Origin of the sequence: Streptomyces sp. NPDC097617 (assembly GCF_044761485.1) — a bacterium.
Taxonomy (GTDB): domain Bacteria; phylum Actinomycetota; class Actinomycetes; order Streptomycetales; family Streptomycetaceae; genus Streptomyces.
On record NZ_JBIWCL010000006.1, the window covers coordinates 26806 to 42479 of the forward strand.

Genomic DNA, 15674 nt, shown 5'->3' on the forward strand with positions numbered 1-15674 from the left:
TTCCCCCCGGTCCCACCCCACCCCCCGCCCACCCCCCCCCCCCCCCCCGGGGGGGGCGCGCCGGGGGGGGGGGGGGGCCCCCCCGCGGGGGGGGGGGGGGGCGGGGTCCCCCCCCCCCCCCCCCCCGCGCGTCTGTGTTTCCGGGCCGTTCCCCAGCGGCGCCGCCCGCTTCGGTGGCAGTCTGCTCAACACCAGATACGCAGAGAGACAGCTGCAACGACAGAAGAAGGCGGAGGTGCCGTTCACGTGGCGTCCAATGTCAATCCCACCGTCCGACGCCGCCGACTGGGCATGGAGTTGCGCAAGCTCCGCGAGGACAAGGGCATGACGGCCGAACAGGTCGCCGAGCGCCTCCTCGTCTCCCAGTCGAAGATCAGCCGCCTGGAGAACGGCCGCCGCTCCATCAGCCAGCGCGACGTCCGCGACCTGTGCGACGTCTACGAGGTCGAGGACCGCCGCCTCATCGACTCGCTGATGCAGATGGCGAAGGACTCCCGCCAGCAGGGTTGGTGGCACGCCTTCGGCGACATCCCGTACAGCGTCTACATCGGCCTGGAGACGGACGCCGCCAGCCTGCGCACCTACGAGCCCCTGGTGATCCCGGGGCTGCTCCAGACCACCGAGTACGCGCAGTCCCTCGTGCGCGGCGCGTGGCCGGAGACCGCCCCGGCCGATGTGGACAAGCGCGTCCAGGTCCGCATGCACCGCCAGAAGCGGCTCTCCGAGACGGACAACAACAATCCGGAGCTCGGGCCGCTGCGCCTGTGGGCGGTGATCGACGAAGCCGCGCTGCGCCGCCGGGTGGGCGACGCCCCACTCATGATCCGGCAGCTGGAGTACTTGATAGAGCAGTCGGAGCAGCCGCACGTCACGGTGCAGGTGATGCCCTTCGACCTGGGCGCGCATCCGGGCGTCAATGGGCAGTACGCGATCCTGGAGTTCCCCGACGCGTCCGACTCGACGGTCGTCTACATCGAGGGCGTGACGAGCGACCTGTACCTGGAGAAGGCCAACGACGTCCAGAAGTACAGCGTGATGTACGAGCACCTGCGCGCGCAGGCCCTCAACGTCGACCAGACCCGCGACTTCATCTCGGGGATCATCAACGAATATGCCGACAAGGGCGCATAGAGGCTGGGTTCGACCGATCTCCGGCGGGCGGGCGACAAGTGGGCCGGTACGGTACACCGTCACTCCCCAGCCACAGAAGGCTTGAATGGAATATGCCACCCGGTCGGGTGAATGGTCCCTTCACCCGTCAGGAGAGGCCGGTAGCGTCGATCAGGTCGGCCGGAAAAGTGGCCGACAGGACACCGGATCTACCGGCACTACTCGCTCACCGGAGAAAAACATGGCTATTCGCCAGGGCGCCACGACCAACTGGATCAAGTCCTCCTACTCCGCCAACGGCGCATGCGTCGAGGTCAAGTCCCCTGTCGTGGAGGCCATCGCCGTCCGCGACTCGAAGGTGCAGGACGGGCCGTCCCTCACCTTCGCGCCCGGCTCCTGGACCTCGTTCGTCGCCGATGTCTCCGAAGGTCGGCTGGGACGTCTGGCCTGAACATCACGGCGCCCGTCCCAACCATCCTCGCTGTTCCTACCGTTCGGTCCCCGCATCCAGCACAGGCGGGACCGGCTGCTGATCCACTCGCACCACCTGCAACACCTGTACGACCCGCATCACCTGCACTACCCGCACCACCCGCACCACTGACTGGGGCCCTCTCGACCGACCCGCCGTCTTGGCCGAGGGGGCTCGGCCACGCCCGCGGCGCCCGCGGCCGGCTCCCTCAGCGCAGTTGGTCGACGTAACGGTCGGTCCCCGGCACCGTCGGGACGAACGGCGCCACCAACTCCACCCGTCCCAGCCCCACCTCCGCGACCTCCGCGTCCAGCCCCTGGAAGCGGTCCCAGCACGTCCGGGGGTCCTCCTGGAGGAACCACAGCAGCGTGAGGCGGGTGTCGACCCCCTCCACCTGCTTGACGTAAGTCATCCGGTCGCCGGGCAGCGGGGTGGGGCGGAAAACGGTCACCATCGCGGCGGGACCGCCGTGCAGCCGCTCGGGCAGGGCGCGCGAGCGCAGCCACTCCAGCAACTCGGTCCGCTGCTCGGGCCCGTCGGCGTCGACGACCTGAACGACGAGGCCCGCGTACGGGTGGTCGAGGGCGTGGTGGTCCCGCGGGCCGGCGGCGCCGTCGCGGTAGACGGTGGCCACATGGTCCTGGAAGGACGTGAAGACGTGGGTGCGGTCCTGGTAGACCCGCCCGTCGCGGTTCAGGCGCTTGTTGATGCCGACGGTCCACTTCATGTGCTCGTCGTAGCGGCCCTCGGTGACCCAGTACGTCGATATGTAGCAGCCCGTGGTGACGGGTTGGGCGACGGCCGACTTCTCGGGGTAGCGCAGTTCCTGCAGGTCCCGGGTGGCCACCCAGCGGCGGCCCGCGTACATCCAGGGCATGGCCATGGCGCCGGCGTAGTAGTGGTCGTCCTCGTACCAGCGGTTGTACGCGTACTCGTGGCCCGGGTGCGGTTCCACCATGGTGATCAGCGCATGGCCGGGGCGGACGCCGTAGGGGCCGACGGCCGCGAGCTCGGCGTAGTCGTCGACGCGGGTGTCCTGCTGCGGGTCCTGCTCTCCTGTCGTCATGGGAACGGTCTATCTGATACGGCATCAGATGGGGAGGGGTCGGGAAGCGTCCACCTCCCGATACATACATGCCGTATACAACTTTCCCTGGCTACGATGCGCGCACCCGCCTCCAGAAGGAGCTGCCCGTGTCCGCTGCCGTGTCCGCTGCCGTGCCTGCCGACCTGCCTGCCGCGCGGCTCGGGCTGTGGCTGGTGGAGGACGACCCGTACGGCGACCTCCGCTACGAGGGCCGCGACATCCCGTGGCTCGCCGCGCACCCGGGGGCGCGGGACCGTACGGCCCTGCTCGGCAGCTTCTCGAAGGTCATGGCCCCCGGGCTGCGCCTCGGCTGGCTGCGGGCGCCGGCGGCGCTGCGGCGGGCCGCGGTGGTGGCCAAGCAGTCGGCGGACCTCCACACCTCCCCGGTGGACCAGCTGGCCGCGGCGCACTACCTACGGGCCGTGGACCTCGACGCCCACAATAGTCACGGTCCGTACGGCCTACCGCGAGCGGCGCGACGCCCTGCAGAGCGCCCTGAGCCGCGACCTGCCGGCTGGCCGCGAGTGGAACCTGCCCGAGGGCGGGATGTTCTTCTGGGCCCGCCTGCCGCAGGGGCACGACGCGACGGCCCTCCTCGGGACGGCCGTCGCGCACGGCGTCGCCTTCGTGCCGGGCGCGCCCTTCTTCGCCTCCGACCCGGACCCCCGCGCCCTGCGCCTGAACTTCACGACGCACACCCCGGAGGAGATCACCGAGGGCGTCGGCCGCCTGTGCGCGGCGCTGGCGGAGTACGCGGGAGTACGGGGAAGTTCGGGGAAGTACGGGGCCGAGCAGCTTCATCACTGAACCGCATCGGGGCTCCAGGGCGTCAGTGTTGGAGTCCGACCTTGAGCAGCACGATGAGCAGCCCGAGGACGAGGTTGGCCGTGCCGGCGAGCATCATCATCCGGCGCGAGGCGCCGGCGCGGCTGGCGGCCAGGGTGGCCCAGCCGACCTGCCCGACCAGGGCCACCGCGAGGGCCAGCCAGGCGACGCCCTGGGGCCCCAGGTCGAAGAGCGGGCTGATGGCGGCAGCGAGGGCGGGCGGCACGGCCGCCTCGATGATCGGGCGCTCCTCCCGGGAGGTGGTGCGGATCGCGTCCCAGTTCAGCCGGCTCACCATGCGGGCCCCGAAGAGGCGGGCGAAGACGTGCGCGGCCCAGAACACCACGCCGGTGCCCAGGAGCAGCAGGACCAGTTCGATGCGCGGGAACTTGCCGAGCGTTCCGGCCCCGACCACGACGGAGGCGGCGAGCAGCGAGCCGTAGACGGCCCCGGTGTAGTCGCCGCGCACCGCCTCGGGCTCCCGTGCCCGCAGGGTCTCCCGTTTCCGGGCCGGCTCCGGGCCGTCCGGGGCGGGCACTGTCACGCGGCCCCGGCCTGCGCGGTGGGCCACTTGAGTTCGATCTCCATCTCGATCTCCCCGTCGCCGACCTCGACCTCGATCTCGGTGCGGAGTTCGTCGGGGACCCGCAGGCTCATCTTCCCGGGGCCGAGTTCCAGTTCGGCGTTGCCGCCGTGCCGCAGGGCCTCCGCGAGCGCGGAGAGCTGGTCGGCGGCCTCCAGGCGGGAGAGGGAACGCTTCTGCTCGAACTTGAGGTCCTTCACGGATGTCTCCATTCCGCCAATCCGCTACGAACACGGTTGCGCCGGGTACGTCCGGTACATCGGGTACGCCGGGTAAGGCTCATTGTGACGCCGCACCGCAGGGAGGGCATCCCGGGCGACGTCGGCCGGGACCGGCTCCGGCCGCTGCTTGAAGGCGAGCGCCAGGACCTCGCTCCACTGCATGGGCGGAGCGGCCGCCGGCGCCCCGGGGCGCAGCCTGGGCACCCGTACGCGCAGGGCGCCGGGACGGACGGTGCAGGTCACCGGCGTGGGCAGGGTCAGGGCCTCGCCGTCCACGGCGACCGCGATGCGTTCCGCGTCCGACCCGACGACGACCTGGCGGGAGGTCAGCACGTGCAGGCCCGTTGCCCGCGCGCCGCGGAGGGCGACGTCGGCCGCCTGGGCGGCGTTGTTCACCCGGATCCCGACGACACCGAGCACCCCGAGGTCGAGCCGGGACCTGCGGGCGCCCATCGGCTCGGGGGACGAGTACGGGTTGTTACTGATCAGCAGCGCCTGCTGGGCCTCCAGACGCTTGCCGTCGGTCACCGCGTCCAGGGTGGTGCCGGCGTATCCGAGCAGCAGGTCGGGCAGTGCGGCCAGGGCCGAGTCCGCCTTGGCGTCGCGGTATTCCGGTCGCTGCACGATCTCGGCGTACACGCCGAAGGAGGCCGTGTTGACGAAGGCGTGGCCGCCCACGAAGCCAAGGTCGACCCGCAGCTCCTCCCCGTCGACCAGCGCGTCCAGGCAGCGGGAGGGGTCCTCGCGGTCCAGCCCGAGGTCCATGGCGAAGTGGTTCCTGGTGCCGGCGGAGATCACGAGGAACGGCAGGTCGTGCTCGGCCGCCACCTCGGCCACCAGGGCCTGGGTTCCGTCGCCGCCCGCCACCCCGAGCAGGTCCGCGCCCTCGGCCACCGCCCGGCGGGCGAGTGCGGCGACGTCCGTGGCGACCTCCGGGTCGAGCAGCACCACCCGGGCGCCGAGCGCCTCGCTCTTCTCGACGAGTCCGAACCGGCCGACCTTCCCACCACCGGACTTCGGGTTCATGATCAGGACGGGGTGCCGGGGGGCACCGCGTACGACCGCCCGCATGCCGCCGGGCCGGCGCGCCGAGCGCAGCGCGGTCCGCGCGCACGCCACGGCGGCCGCCCAGAGCGCGATGGCGACCAGCGCGGTGGTCCACAGGTCCGCCCGGGCGTAGATGCGCAGGATGGCCACGGGCGCGGCCACCACCAGCAGGGTTCCCACGAGCCGCACCAACCCGCGATGGGACACCACCCACCAGGTGCCCATGCCCGTGAGCGCCGCCCCGGCGATCCCGACGACGAGGACGAGCAGCCCCCCGACGATGCCCTCGGCCACCAGGGTCAGCGCCGCGAGCACCGCACAGACCACCGCCAGCAAGGCCCACCACCGAGCCCGCCGGGGCGGTCCGGATCGGTCCGGGAGCGACATGGTCCTCACGTCCTCGGCTCGTGCCGCGGGGTCACCTCCGATGATCCCCCGAACCGCATCGACCGTCGACGCGGACGCGGACTCGCACTCGCACTCGCGCCCGCACCCGCACCCGCACCCGCACCCGCACCCGCACGGAACACGATCCCGAGTCCGGTCAGGTCCGCCACTTCACCGACGAGGGCCGGCTGACCCAGCTCGACGACCGCAACGGGGCCCGGACCGCGTTCGCGTCGACGGCGCCCTCACGGCGATCGACGACGTCCCCGCCGGCCCGCGTCACAGCGGTCGACGCCACCGACCGGTCGGAGCGCTATGCCTACGACGACGCCGGAAACCAGACCTCCGCCTCCTGGCCGACGTGGCACCCGGGCGCCGAGGCCCACGGCGAGCGCACCTGCACCGGCATCACCCGCGCCGGCTCGATCCGCTACGAACACGACGAACTGGGTCGCGTCGTTCCCCGGCAGAAGACCCGTCTCTCTCGCGAGCCGGACACCTGGCGCTACGCGTGGGACGCCGAGGACGGCCCTGGAGTCCCTCCGGGGTGCCGCCCGGCCCGGCGAAGGGGACCACGGGCGCGACGCGCCCCTTCACAGTGTCCCGGTCACGCCGTAGCCTGACGGGCCGTCAGATGTCCCGCGCCCTGGAGGTTCCGTCGTGCTGCTGCAAGGGAAGACCGTCATCGTCTCCGGCGTCGGGGCCGGGCTCGGGCATCAGGTGGCCGCCACCGTCGTGCGGGACGGCGGGAATGCCGTGCTCGGGGCGCGGACCGAGGCGAATCTCGCCAAAGCCGCCGCCGAGATCGACCCCGAGGGAGCCCATACCGCCTACCGGGCCACCGACATCGGTGACGAGCGGCAGTGCGAGGCCCTCGCCGGGCTGGCGCTCTCGCGCTTCGGCCGGATCGACGCCGTCGTGCACGTGGCCGCCTGGGACTCGTGCTTCGGGGGGCTGGAGGACGCCGACTTCGGGACCTGGCAGCAGATCATCGACATCAATCTGCTGGGGACCCTGCGCATGACCCGGGCCTGCCTGCCCGGCCTCAAGGAGCGCGGCGGGTCCGTGGTCATCATCGGGACGCAGTCCGCGATCGCCGCGCCCAACGAGGTGCAGCAGGCCGCCTACGCCGCCTCCAAGGGGGCGCTGACCTCCGCCATGTACTCCATGGCCCGCGAGCTGGGCCCGCACCGGATCCGCGTCAACACCGTGCTGCCGGGCTGGATGTGGGGCCCGCCCGTGCAGGCCTTCGTCACCTTCACCGCCCACACCGAGGGCGTCCCCGAGGCCGAGGTGCACGCCCGCCTCACGCAGCGGATGGCGCTGCCCGATCTGGCCACCGACGGGGACGTCGCCGACTCCGCCGCCTTCCTCGCCTCCGACCGGGCCCGGGCGATAACCGGCCAGTCACTGCTGGTCAACGCGGGTGAGCTGATGAGATGAGCCACTTCACAGCCGCCCCACCGCCGGAACATCGGATCGTATGCTCGGGCCATGACCACTCCGAGTGACGCTCCGACCGAAAACGCGATGCGCCGCGCGCTCCGGCGGGCCCGCGACGGCGTCGCGCTCGACGCGACCGAGGCAGCCGTACTCCTCCAGGCGCGCGGCGAGGACCTGCGGGACCTCGCCGCCTCCGCCGCACGGGTAAGGGACGCCGGGCTCGCCGCCGCCGGGCGGCCCGGTGTCATCACGTACTCCCGCAAGGTCTTCATCCCCCTCACCCGCCTCTGCCGCGACCGGTGCCACTACTGCACCTTCGTCACCGTCCCCGGGAAGCTGCGCAAGAGCGGCCACGGAATGTACCTCTCCCCCGACGAGGTCCTCGACATCGCCCGCCAGGGCGCGGCGATGGGCTGCAAGGAAGCGCTCTTCACCCTCGGCGACCGCCCCGAGGACCGCTGGCCCGAGGCCCGCGAGTGGCTCGACGCGCACGGTTACGACGACACCCTCGCCTACGTACGCGCCATGGCGATCCGGGTCCTGGAGGAGACCGGCCTGCTCCCGCACCTCAACCCCGGCGTCATGTCGTGGTCCGACCTCCAGCGGCTGAAGCCCGTCGCGCCGAGCATGGGCATGATGCTGGAGACCACCGCCACCCGCCTGTGGTCCGAGCCGGGCGGCCCCCACCACGGCTCCCCCGACAAGGACCCGGCCGTGCGGCTGCGCGTCCTGGAGGACGCGGGGCGCTCCAACGTCCCCTTCACCACCGGGGTCCTCATCGGCATCGGGGAGTCCTACGAGGAGCGCGCCGACGCCTTCTTCGAGCTGCGCCGCGTCCAGCGCAGCTACCACGGCATCCAGGAGGTCATCGTCCAGAACTTCCGCGCCAAGCCGGACACCGCCATGCGCGGCATGCCGGACGCGGAGCTGGAGGAGCTGGCCGCCGCCATCGCCGTCGCCCGGCACGTCCTGGGCCCGAGCGCACGGATCCAGGCCCCGCCGAACCTGGTGGACGCCGAGTACGCGCTGCTCATCGGAGCCGGCATCGACGACTGGGGCGGCGTCTCGCCGCTGACCCCCGACCACGTCAATCCCGAGCGTCCCTGGCCGCACATCGAGGAGCTGGCCGAGCGGACCGCCGCCGCCGGCTTCGAGCTGCGCGAACGCCTCACCATCTACCCGGAGTTCCTCCAGCGCGGCGAGCCCTGGCTGGACCCGCGGCTGCTGCCGCACGTAAGGGCGCTGGCCGATCCGCGGACCGGGCTGGCCGACGAGGCCGCGCCCGTCGAGGGCAGGCCGTGGCAGGAGCCGGACGAGGGCTTCACGGCGTACGGGCGTACGGACCTGCACGCCACCATCGACACCGAGGGGCGCACCGGCGACCGCCGAGACGACTTCGACGACGTGTACGGCGACTGGGACGCCCTGCGGGAGGCGGCGGCGCCCGGGATGGTCGCCGAGCGCATCGACACCGACGTACGCGGCGCCCTCGCGCAGGCCGCCGACGATCCGACGAGGCTGACGGACGCCCAGGCGCTGGCGCTGCTGCACGCGGACGGCCCGGCCCTGGACGCGCTGTGCCGGATCGCCGACGACCTGCGCAGGTCGGTCGTGGGCGACGAGGTCACCTACATCGTCACGCGGAACATCAACTTCACCAACGTCTGCTACACCGGCTGCCGTTTCTGCGCCTTCGCGCAGCGCCGCACGGACGCCGACGCCTACACCCTCTCCCTCGACCAGGTCGCCGACCGGGCGGCCCAGGCCTGGGACGTGGGCGCGGTCGAGGTGTGCATGCAGGGCGGCATCCACCCGGACCTGCCCGGGACTGCGTACTTCGACATCGCGCGCGCGGTCAGGCAGCGGGTCCCCGGTATGCACGTGCACGCCTTCTCGCCGATGGAGGTGGTCAACGGGGCGACCCGCACGGGGATGTCCGTACGGGACTGGCTGACGGCGGCCAAGGAGGCGGGCCTGGACTCGATCCCCGGTACGGCGGCGGAGATCCTGGACGACGAGGTCCGCTGGGTCCTGACCAAGGGCAAGCTGCCGACGGCGGACTGGATCGACGTCATCACGACGGCGCACGAGCTCGGGATCCGCTCCTCGTCCACGATGATGTACGGGCACGTGGACCAGCCGAGGCACTGGCTCGGCCACTTCCGCACGCTGGCCCGCATCCAGCGGACCGCGCTGTCCAACAACGTCGCCGGTTTCACGGAGTTCGTGACGCTCCCCTTCATCCACACCAATGCGCCCGTGTACCTGGCGGGCATCGCGCGGCCGGGCCCGACGGTCCGCGACAACCGCGCGGTGACGGCGATGGCCCGGATCCTGCTGCACCCGCACATTCCCAACATCCAGACGAGTTGGGTGAAGCTCGGGTCGGAGGGCGCGGCCGAGATGCTCCGGTCCGGGGCGAACGACCTGGGCGGGACGCTGATGGAGGAGACCATCTCGCGCATGGCCGGTTCGAGCTACGGCTCGTACAAGTCGGTGCAGGACCTGATCGCCGTCGCCGAGGCGGCCGGGCGGCCCGCGAAGGCCCGTACGACGCTGTACGGCGAGGTGCCGCAGGAGCGGCAGGAGGCGGCCCGTGCCTCGGACGGGCACCTGCCGGAGCTGCTTCCCGTACTGGACTGAGCGCGAGCGGAAGGGGAGCCGACCCGGCCCGGCTCCCCTGCGCGGTGGCGCGTGCCGCCGGATCAGCCGACCAGCGACCAGCGACCAGCGACCAGCTCGAAGGCGACTGGCAAACGTGCCACGTTCTGGGTCGAGGCTGGAAGTGTTCGGATTCTGGCCGATCTCCGCTCACTTACCGGCCCACTGGCCGACTGCTTCCGGATTCGACCGATCCTGTCCACTACAGTGCGGGTTCGCGTGCGCGGCGGGTACGGGTAGGGACGCCGGCATCGAGGGACTGGTCAGCGGGGGGCGCGGTGCCGGGGATGGACGCAGTGAACGGTACGAACAACACGACCGGCGGCCGGGGCGGGGGCCTGGCGGGCAGCGCCCCCGCCGCCCCCTGCCACCCGGCGGCCGGGCAGGGCCCGTTGGTCGTCCTCAGCCCGGCCGGCCCGGTCGCCAGCGCCATGAGCACCACTCCCCCACCCGGCGACGCCGTCCCGGGCCACCCGGCAGCCGGCCCGGGCCCCTTGGCCGTCCACAGCCCCGCGGCCACCGCCCCGCCCCCCGGCCCGCCGGACGGCGGCCCCGCGGCGCCCCCGCACGGCCATGCCGTACCGGACCCGGCAGACGGGCACGGCCCGGTGGGCGCCCCCATCGACCCGGGCACTACCGGCCCGGTGGGCGCCCACGGCTGCGCGGGCGGTCCCGACCACGCAGCCACCACCCCGCCCCCCGGCCCCGCGGGCGGCGGCGGCCCCGGCGCCGTGGGGGGCTCCGGCCCCGGGGGCGGTGACGGTGACGGGCAGGCAACCGCCGCCGCCGGCCGCGGCGGCGCGGGACGGGCTCCCGCCGGGGCGAACCGTACGCTCGGGCGGGGCATCGCCACCGGACTCTGGGGGCGCGCCGACCAGCAGGACTTCCGCAGCCGCGTGCGCGGCACCCTCCTCGGCTCCGCCCTCGGCGACGCCCTCGGCGCACCCGCCGCCGGCCTCACCCTCGACGCCCTGCGCAAGGCCCACGGCCCGGACGGCCTGACCGGACCGGCCCCCGCCCTCGGGCGCCGCGGCCGGGTCACCGCCGCCACCCAGCTCACCCTCTTCACCGTCGACGGGCTGATACGGGCCCACGTACGCCGCGACACCGGCGCCTGGCACCCGCCCACCGACCTCCACCGCGCGTACCTGCGCTGGGCCGCCACCCAGCACGACTGGGGCCCCGACGAGCGCCGCACGGACAATGGCTGGCTCGCTCAGGAGGAGTGGCTCTACGCCCGCCGCGCCCCGCACCGCGCCTGCCTGACCGGTTTCGCCGACGATGTCCTCGGCACCCTCGACCAGCCGAAGAACCCCACCGCCCACGACGCGGCCGCCGCCACGCGCTCGGCCCCCTTCGGGCTGCTGGTCGGCTGGGAGCCCGCCCTCGTCCTCCAGCTGTCCGTCGAATGCGCCGCGCAGAGCCACGGACACCCCACCGCCAACCTTTCCGCCGGAGCCGTCGCCGTCATCGTCCACGGCCTGATCCGCGGCGACTCCCTCGACTCCGCCGTCCAGCGCGCCCTCGGCCTGCTGGGCGCCCGCCCCGGGCACCAGCCCGTCACGGACGCCCTGCAGCGCGCCCTGGCCGCGGTCACCCAGGGCTCTCCCGGCCCCGAGGCCGTCGAGGCCCTCGCCTCCTCCGCCGAGCCGGCGCAGGACGGCCCCGGCGCCACCGGCGCCCCCGGCGCCCTCGCCGTCGCCGTCTACTGCGCCCTGGTATCCGAGGACGTCCCGCAGGGCCTGCGCCTCGCCGTCAACCACGGCGGTGACTCCATCGCCGCCGGCGCCCTGTGCGGGGCCCTGCTCGGCGCCCTGCACGGAGAGACGGCCCTCCCGGCCCCCTGGCTCGCCGAACTCGAAGGCCGTGCCGCACTGCTGGAGATCTCCGACGACTTCGCGCTGGAGATGACCCAGGGCCCGAGCCTGCACAACCCGACGGCCTCCTCCCCGGGCTGGCTGGCCCGCTACCCGCGCGGCTGAACCGCACCCCCGATACCTGACGCCCCCTCAACATTCGTGGACCCAGCCCGTACCGTGGCGGGTCCCACGTCACGGAGGTGCCAGAGCCCATGCGGATCGCCACGACCATCTTCCTCACCGACCGCACCATCTCCCCCGTCCGGCTGGCCCACAGCCTCGAGGAGCGCGGCTTCTCCGGCCTCTACCTCCCCGAACACACCCACATCCCGGTCACCCGCGACACCCCCGCCCCCATGGGCGGCGAACTCCCCGAGATGTACGGGCGCACCCTCGACCCCTTCGTCGCCCTCGCCCAGGCCGCCGCCGTCACCGAGCGGCTGCACCTGGGCACCGGTATCACCCTGGTCGCCCAGCACGACCCGATCGACCTCGCGAAGCAGGTCGCCACCCTGGACCACCTCTCCCACGGCCGCTTCACCCTCGGCATCGGCTACGGCTGGAACGTCGAGGAGGCCGCCGACCACGGCGTCGAGTGGCGCACCCGCCGCGACCTGGTCCGCGACCGGATGGCGCTGATGCGCGCCCTGTGGTCCCCCGAGCCCACGGCGTACGTGGGCCAGTACTGCTCCGTCCAGGCCAGCACCGCCCACCCCAAGCCGGTCCAGACCGCGCGCGAACTCGGCCCCGGCGTCCCCCTGTACGGCCCGCGCACCCTGATCGGCGGCGCGGCCGGCCCCAAGCTGTTCGCCGCCATCGCCGACCATGCCGACGGCTGGCTCCCCATCGGAGGCGGCGGCCTGACCGAGAGCCTCCCGGTGCTGCGCCGGATCTGGGAGACGGCCGGGCGCGACCCGAAGTCCCTCCAGGTGGTCCCGTACGCGGTCCAGCCCTCCGCCGGCAAGATGAGCCACTACGCCGACCTCGGCATCGAGGAGGTCGTCCTCCAGCTGCCGTCCGCCCCGAAGCCGGAAGTCCTGCGCACCCTGGACCGGTTCGCCCAGTACCTCTGACCTCGGACGCGGTCGGCCGACGACGGAGGGGCCCGCCCGATCGATGGATCGGACGGGCCCCTCGGGCATTGCGCGCCGGCCGGTCAGCCGGTGAAGTACCCGTTCAGATCGGCGATCACGTCGACGGGGCCGTACGGGCTGTAGAAGCTCACCCGGCCGTCGATGACGGGGACGATGACCAGGTTCGAAACGGTCTGCCCGCCGCGGTAGTTGAGGTTCGACACGTTGGGCCGCGCCACTCCGTGCGGGTAGACGATCAGGAAGCTGTCCGAGGCGGGTGCGGTGACCGTGACGTTGAGGACGACGGCCGTCACACCGGTCGCCGGCACTCCCTCGACACCGGTCACCAACAGGTCGACCGTTTCCCCGCCGCCCGCCGGCCCGGGGTGGCCGCCGATGGCGGTCCGGGTGTCGAGGAGGCGGACCGGGGAGGCCGCGGAGAAGGTGGATCCGGTGGCCGTGTAGTAGCCGGTGACGTCGGCGATCAGGTCGACGGATCCGGCGTGGTTGCGCAGGTCGACCTTGCCGTTGACCACGGCGACGGTCACCAGGTTGGGCACGATCTGCCCGGCACTGAAGTTGATGTTCGACACGGAGGGCTGGGGCCGGCCGTTCGGATACACCATCACGTGCCCGGCCTCGGTCGGGCTGACGGCGGTGACGTTCATGACGACCGCCGTCACCCCGGTGGCCGGTACGCCCTCGCAGTTCACCTTGGCGCCGTCCGGTGCGAGCAGCTCGGTGCCCACGCTCGGCCCGGTCGCGACCGCCCGGTAGCGGACCATGTCCTTCTGCTGCGGCAGGACGAGCGGGAAGGAGACCGTCCTGCCCGCCTCGACCCGGCAGTTGACGACCGTCTTCGGCGTCAGGTCCGCGGGGCAGGCCGCTGCCACCGCGCTCTGTCGCAGCGCAAGCACCCCGGCCTCGTACTGGGCCTTGGGATCCGCCTTCGGATCCGCCGTGGGCGCCGCCTGCGGCCCTGCCTTCGCGGCGGGTGCCGCATTCGCTCCGGCGCCGGCGACCGGCTCGGACGGAGCGGCGAGCGCGGTACCGGACTGGCCCGTCAGCGAGGCCAGGAGGGCCAGCAGCAGGGCCCCCGAAGCGAGGCCGCCGCGGCGTCCGTGTCCGTTCCGCGGTCTTCTGCCCGATGGCAGCAATCTCATGAACCCCCCAGTTCAAGCGACCCGGCCCTGTGACCGTCACAGCCTCGGGCACGCGGAGCATATCCGCCGGTCACACGGGCCGCGCAGGGGGCGGCCCGCGTGCGGACCGGCCGGGCCGCTACCGCCCCAACTCGGCCCAGACCGTCTTGCCGATCAGCCGGTCCATCACCCCCCAGTCGCAGGCGAGGGCATCGACGATGCGCAGCCCGTAGCCGGATTCCGCCTGGTGGGCGGGCGGCCGCACGGCGGGCCGGCGGTCCCGGCGGGCGTCGGACACCCCGACGCGCAGGACCCCCTCCAGCAGAGTCACCCGGAGCTCGAAGTCCCGCCCGGGAACCCGCCCGTGAACGACGGCGTTGGCGGCGAGCTCGGCCACGAGGAGCCCGGCGTCGGCGGAGAGCGCGGTGGACTCCGGGATGCCCCAGTCGTGCAGTTCGACGAGGGCCAGCTGTCGGGCGAGGCGGGCCCCCCAGCGAGTGCAGCTGAAACGCTGAGTGCCGACGACAGCGGTGACGGCGAGGTCGAACCGGACGACAATCTGCGCAGCTTCGGCGAGACGGTCAAGGCCTCCCGCAGACGCGCGGGCCTGACCCAGGAGCAACTGGCCCGGCTCATCGGGTACTCGGTCCAGTACGTCGGCTCCGTGGAACAGGGCCGCCGCCATCCCTCGCAGAAGTTCATCAACAAGACCGACTCGGTCCTGAACGCGTTCGGCGTGATCATCATCGCGGCCCGGCAGCTGTCGCGACGCCGGGGACTGGCGTCCTGGTTCCGCCGGTGGGCGGAGCTGGAGGAGGTGGCCGTCACCCTCAATACGTACGAGTGCCGGTCCATCCCGGGCCTGTTGATGCGCATGCGAGGATCCCTGTGAACAGCTCCGAGTTGCGGTGGTTCAAGAGCAGCTACAGCGGCAGCCAGGGCGACAGCTGCGTCGAGGTCGCCCTCTCCTGGCACAAGTCCACGTACAGCGGAAGCGAGGGCGACGACTGCGTCGAGGTCGCCGCGTGTGCGGACGCCGTCCACGTCCGGGACTCCAAGGTGGCGGCCGGGCCGGAGCTGGCCGTCGCGCCCGGGAGCTGGCGGGCCTTCCTGGCCGGGATCACCGTAGGTTCCTGAGGCGCCACGCCCGGGTTACAGAGGGTGACCGCCATTGGGGTGAAGCACCGTTTCCCGTGAACTCTCCGTGATGTTGAGCCGGTCGCGTGCCTCTGTCCGGCGCGTTGATCGAGATCTTAGGAGAGTGTCATGCGTATTCGCTCTGCCCTGACGGCGTCTGTCCTGGCTGCCGGCATCCTGCTGGGCGGCGCCGGCGCGGCCCTGGCCAACGACGGTGTCGACATCGAATACTTCTCCGGCGGCCACAAGGCCTTCGCGTCCAACTGCTCGTCCTTCGCCGGTGTCCCGGCGAAGATCGGTCCCCTGTACGGCTCGAACTGCTCGGCCGAGGGCGAGAAGGAGTGGGCGGAGTACCAGCACCTGGGCGCCTGACGACCGGTGCTCGCCGGCCGGGGCCCGTCGGAGGGACCCCGGTCGGCGGGTCGGCCGTCACATCGCCGGACCACTGCCCGCTCGGGTCAATGACGGCCGCAGGGGTCCGGCGGACGAGAAGGCTGAACGGCCCGCGGGAAGCCGTCGCGGCCCTGCCGCTTCCCCCCGAGCAAGCGGCATACACCGACGGTCCGGAGCCGTTCAGCCGAGTCGATCCTAGGCAGGGATCCCGCGCCCCGAGAAATGCATTTCCCC

Annotated in this window: 15 protein-coding genes and 1 pseudogene; 10 read left to right on the forward strand and 6 right to left on the reverse strand. The window is 72.8% G+C overall.

Features of this window, described 5'->3' with window-relative positions; translation table 11 throughout:
* The first annotated feature begins 246 nt into the window (after nt 1-246).
* Together ACIQZO_RS12740 and ACIQZO_RS12745 are read left to right on the forward strand one after the other, a co-directional pair.
* The gene (locus ACIQZO_RS12740) at nt 247-1131 is read left to right on the forward strand and encodes a helix-turn-helix domain-containing protein (protein WP_403624331.1); all 885 of its coding nucleotides are present in this window, start codon (nt 247-249) and stop codon (nt 1129-1131) included.
* 220 nt (nt 1132-1351) lie between these two features.
* Nucleotides 1352-1561 (forward strand): DUF397 domain-containing protein, encoded by a 210-nt coding sequence (locus tag ACIQZO_RS12745; protein WP_403624333.1) that lies wholly within the window; start codon nt 1352-1354, stop codon nt 1559-1561.
* Between the two features lie 229 nt (nt 1562-1790).
* On the opposite strand, the gene ACIQZO_RS12750 is transcribed toward ACIQZO_RS12745, so the two are convergent.
* Nucleotides 1791-2648, reverse strand: a complete 858-nt coding sequence (locus ACIQZO_RS12750; protein ID WP_403624336.1) for a hypothetical protein — start codon at nt 2646-2648, stop codon at nt 1791-1793.
* A gap of 170 nt (nt 2649-2818) precedes the next feature.
* Between ACIQZO_RS12750 and ACIQZO_RS12755 the strand changes: the two are divergent.
* Nucleotides 2819-3476, forward strand: a pseudogene (locus ACIQZO_RS12755) (aminotransferase class I/II-fold pyridoxal phosphate-dependent enzyme); the annotation flags it as partial.
* A 22-nt stretch (nt 3477-3498) separates the two neighbouring features.
* Here ACIQZO_RS12755 and ACIQZO_RS12760 read toward each other — a convergent pair.
* The 3 genes from ACIQZO_RS12760 to ACIQZO_RS12770 are packed head-to-tail and all read right to left on the reverse strand — an operon-like array spanning nt 3499 to nt 5732.
* Nucleotides 3499-3987: a hypothetical protein gene (locus ACIQZO_RS12760; protein WP_403625004.1), complete on the reverse strand. Its 489-nt coding sequence runs from the start codon at nt 3985-3987 to the stop codon at nt 3499-3501.
* Nucleotides 3988-4034: 47 nt separating this feature from the next.
* Nucleotides 4035-4277: an amphi-Trp domain-containing protein gene (locus tag ACIQZO_RS12765; RefSeq protein WP_403624339.1), complete on the reverse strand. Its 243-nt coding sequence runs from the start codon at nt 4275-4277 to the stop codon at nt 4035-4037.
* A gap of 24 nt (nt 4278-4301) precedes the next feature.
* The gene (locus tag ACIQZO_RS12770; protein WP_403624342.1) at nt 4302-5732 is read right to left on the reverse strand and encodes a diacylglycerol/lipid kinase family protein; all 1431 of its coding nucleotides are present in this window, start codon (nt 5730-5732) and stop codon (nt 4302-4304) included.
* A gap of 660 nt (nt 5733-6392) precedes the next feature.
* Here ACIQZO_RS12770 and ACIQZO_RS12775 point away from each other — a divergent pair.
* The 4 genes from ACIQZO_RS12775 (at nt 6393) to ACIQZO_RS12790 (ending at nt 12768) form a co-directional block, all read left to right on the forward strand.
* Complete coding sequence (locus ACIQZO_RS12775; protein WP_403624345.1) at nt 6393-7175, forward strand: SDR family oxidoreductase; 783 nt, start codon at nt 6393-6395, stop codon at nt 7173-7175.
* A gap of 51 nt (nt 7176-7226) precedes the next feature.
* Nucleotides 7227-9818, forward strand: coding sequence for a bifunctional FO biosynthesis protein CofGH (locus ACIQZO_RS12780; RefSeq protein ID WP_403624348.1), 2592 nt, complete (start codon nt 7227-7229; stop codon nt 9816-9818).
* A gap of 863 nt (nt 9819-10681) precedes the next feature.
* On the forward strand, nt 10682-11818 hold the full coding sequence (locus ACIQZO_RS12785) for an ADP-ribosylglycohydrolase family protein (protein WP_403625007.1): 1137 nt from the start codon (nt 10682-10684) through the stop codon (nt 11816-11818).
* Nucleotides 11819-11907: 89 nt separating this feature from the next.
* A complete protein-coding gene (locus ACIQZO_RS12790) occupies nt 11908-12768 on the forward strand; it encodes a TIGR03619 family F420-dependent LLM class oxidoreductase (protein ID WP_403624351.1) in 861 nt (286 codons plus the stop codon).
* A gap of 83 nt (nt 12769-12851) precedes the next feature.
* Here the strand turns inward: ACIQZO_RS12790 and ACIQZO_RS12795 are convergent, their stop codons facing one another.
* Together ACIQZO_RS12795 and ACIQZO_RS12800 are read right to left on the reverse strand one after the other, a co-directional pair.
* Nucleotides 12852-13931 carry a hypothetical protein gene (locus ACIQZO_RS12795; protein ID WP_403624354.1) on the reverse strand — a complete coding sequence of 360 codons (1080 nt, stop codon included), beginning with the start codon at nt 13929-13931 and terminating at the stop codon, nt 12852-12854.
* 118 nt (nt 13932-14049) lie between these two features.
* Nucleotides 14050-14379: an ATP-binding protein gene (locus tag ACIQZO_RS12800; protein WP_403625010.1), complete on the reverse strand. Its 330-nt coding sequence runs from the start codon at nt 14377-14379 to the stop codon at nt 14050-14052.
* Here ACIQZO_RS12800 and ACIQZO_RS12805 point away from each other — a divergent pair.
* The 3 genes from ACIQZO_RS12805 (at nt 14275) to ACIQZO_RS12815 (ending at nt 15419) form a co-directional block, all read left to right on the forward strand.
* Complete coding sequence (locus ACIQZO_RS12805) at nt 14275-14802, forward strand: helix-turn-helix transcriptional regulator (protein ID WP_403624357.1); 528 nt, start codon at nt 14275-14277, stop codon at nt 14800-14802. The genes ACIQZO_RS12800 and ACIQZO_RS12805 overlap by 105 nt on opposite strands.
* Nucleotides 14799-15047, forward strand: coding sequence for a DUF397 domain-containing protein (locus ACIQZO_RS12810; protein WP_403624360.1), 249 nt, complete (start codon nt 14799-14801; stop codon nt 15045-15047). The genes ACIQZO_RS12805 and ACIQZO_RS12810 overlap by 4 nt, the downstream gene beginning before the upstream one ends.
* 129 nt (nt 15048-15176) lie before the next feature.
* Nucleotides 15177-15419 carry a hypothetical protein gene (locus ACIQZO_RS12815; protein WP_403624363.1) on the forward strand — a complete coding sequence of 81 codons (243 nt, stop codon included), beginning with the start codon at nt 15177-15179 and terminating at the stop codon, nt 15417-15419.
* The last annotated feature ends 255 nt before the right edge of the window (nt 15420-15674 follow it).

Excerpts from the sequence above, each read along its gene's own strand:
- ACIQZO_RS12770 (WP_403624342.1), bottom strand. The coding sequence starts at position 5,732 with ATGTCGCTCCCGGACCGATCCGGACCGCCCCGGCGGGCTCGGTGGTGG.
- ACIQZO_RS12795 (WP_403624354.1), bottom strand. The coding sequence starts at position 13,931 with ATGAGATTGCTGCCATCGGGCAGAAGACCGCGGAACGGACACGGACGC.
- ACIQZO_RS12790 (WP_403624351.1), top strand. The coding sequence starts at position 11,908 with ATGCGGATCGCCACGACCATCTTCCTCACCGACCGCACCATCTCCCCC.
- ACIQZO_RS12745 (WP_403624333.1), top strand. The coding sequence starts at position 1,352 with ATGGCTATTCGCCAGGGCGCCACGACCAACTGGATCAAGTCCTCCTAC.
- ACIQZO_RS12750 (WP_403624336.1), bottom strand. The coding sequence starts at position 2,648 with ATGACGACAGGAGAGCAGGACCCGCAGCAGGACACCCGCGTCGACGAC.
- ACIQZO_RS12780 (WP_403624348.1), top strand. The coding sequence starts at position 7,227 with ATGACCACTCCGAGTGACGCTCCGACCGAAAACGCGATGCGCCGCGCG.
- ACIQZO_RS12815 (WP_403624363.1), top strand. The coding sequence starts at position 15,177 with ATGCGTATTCGCTCTGCCCTGACGGCGTCTGTCCTGGCTGCCGGCATC.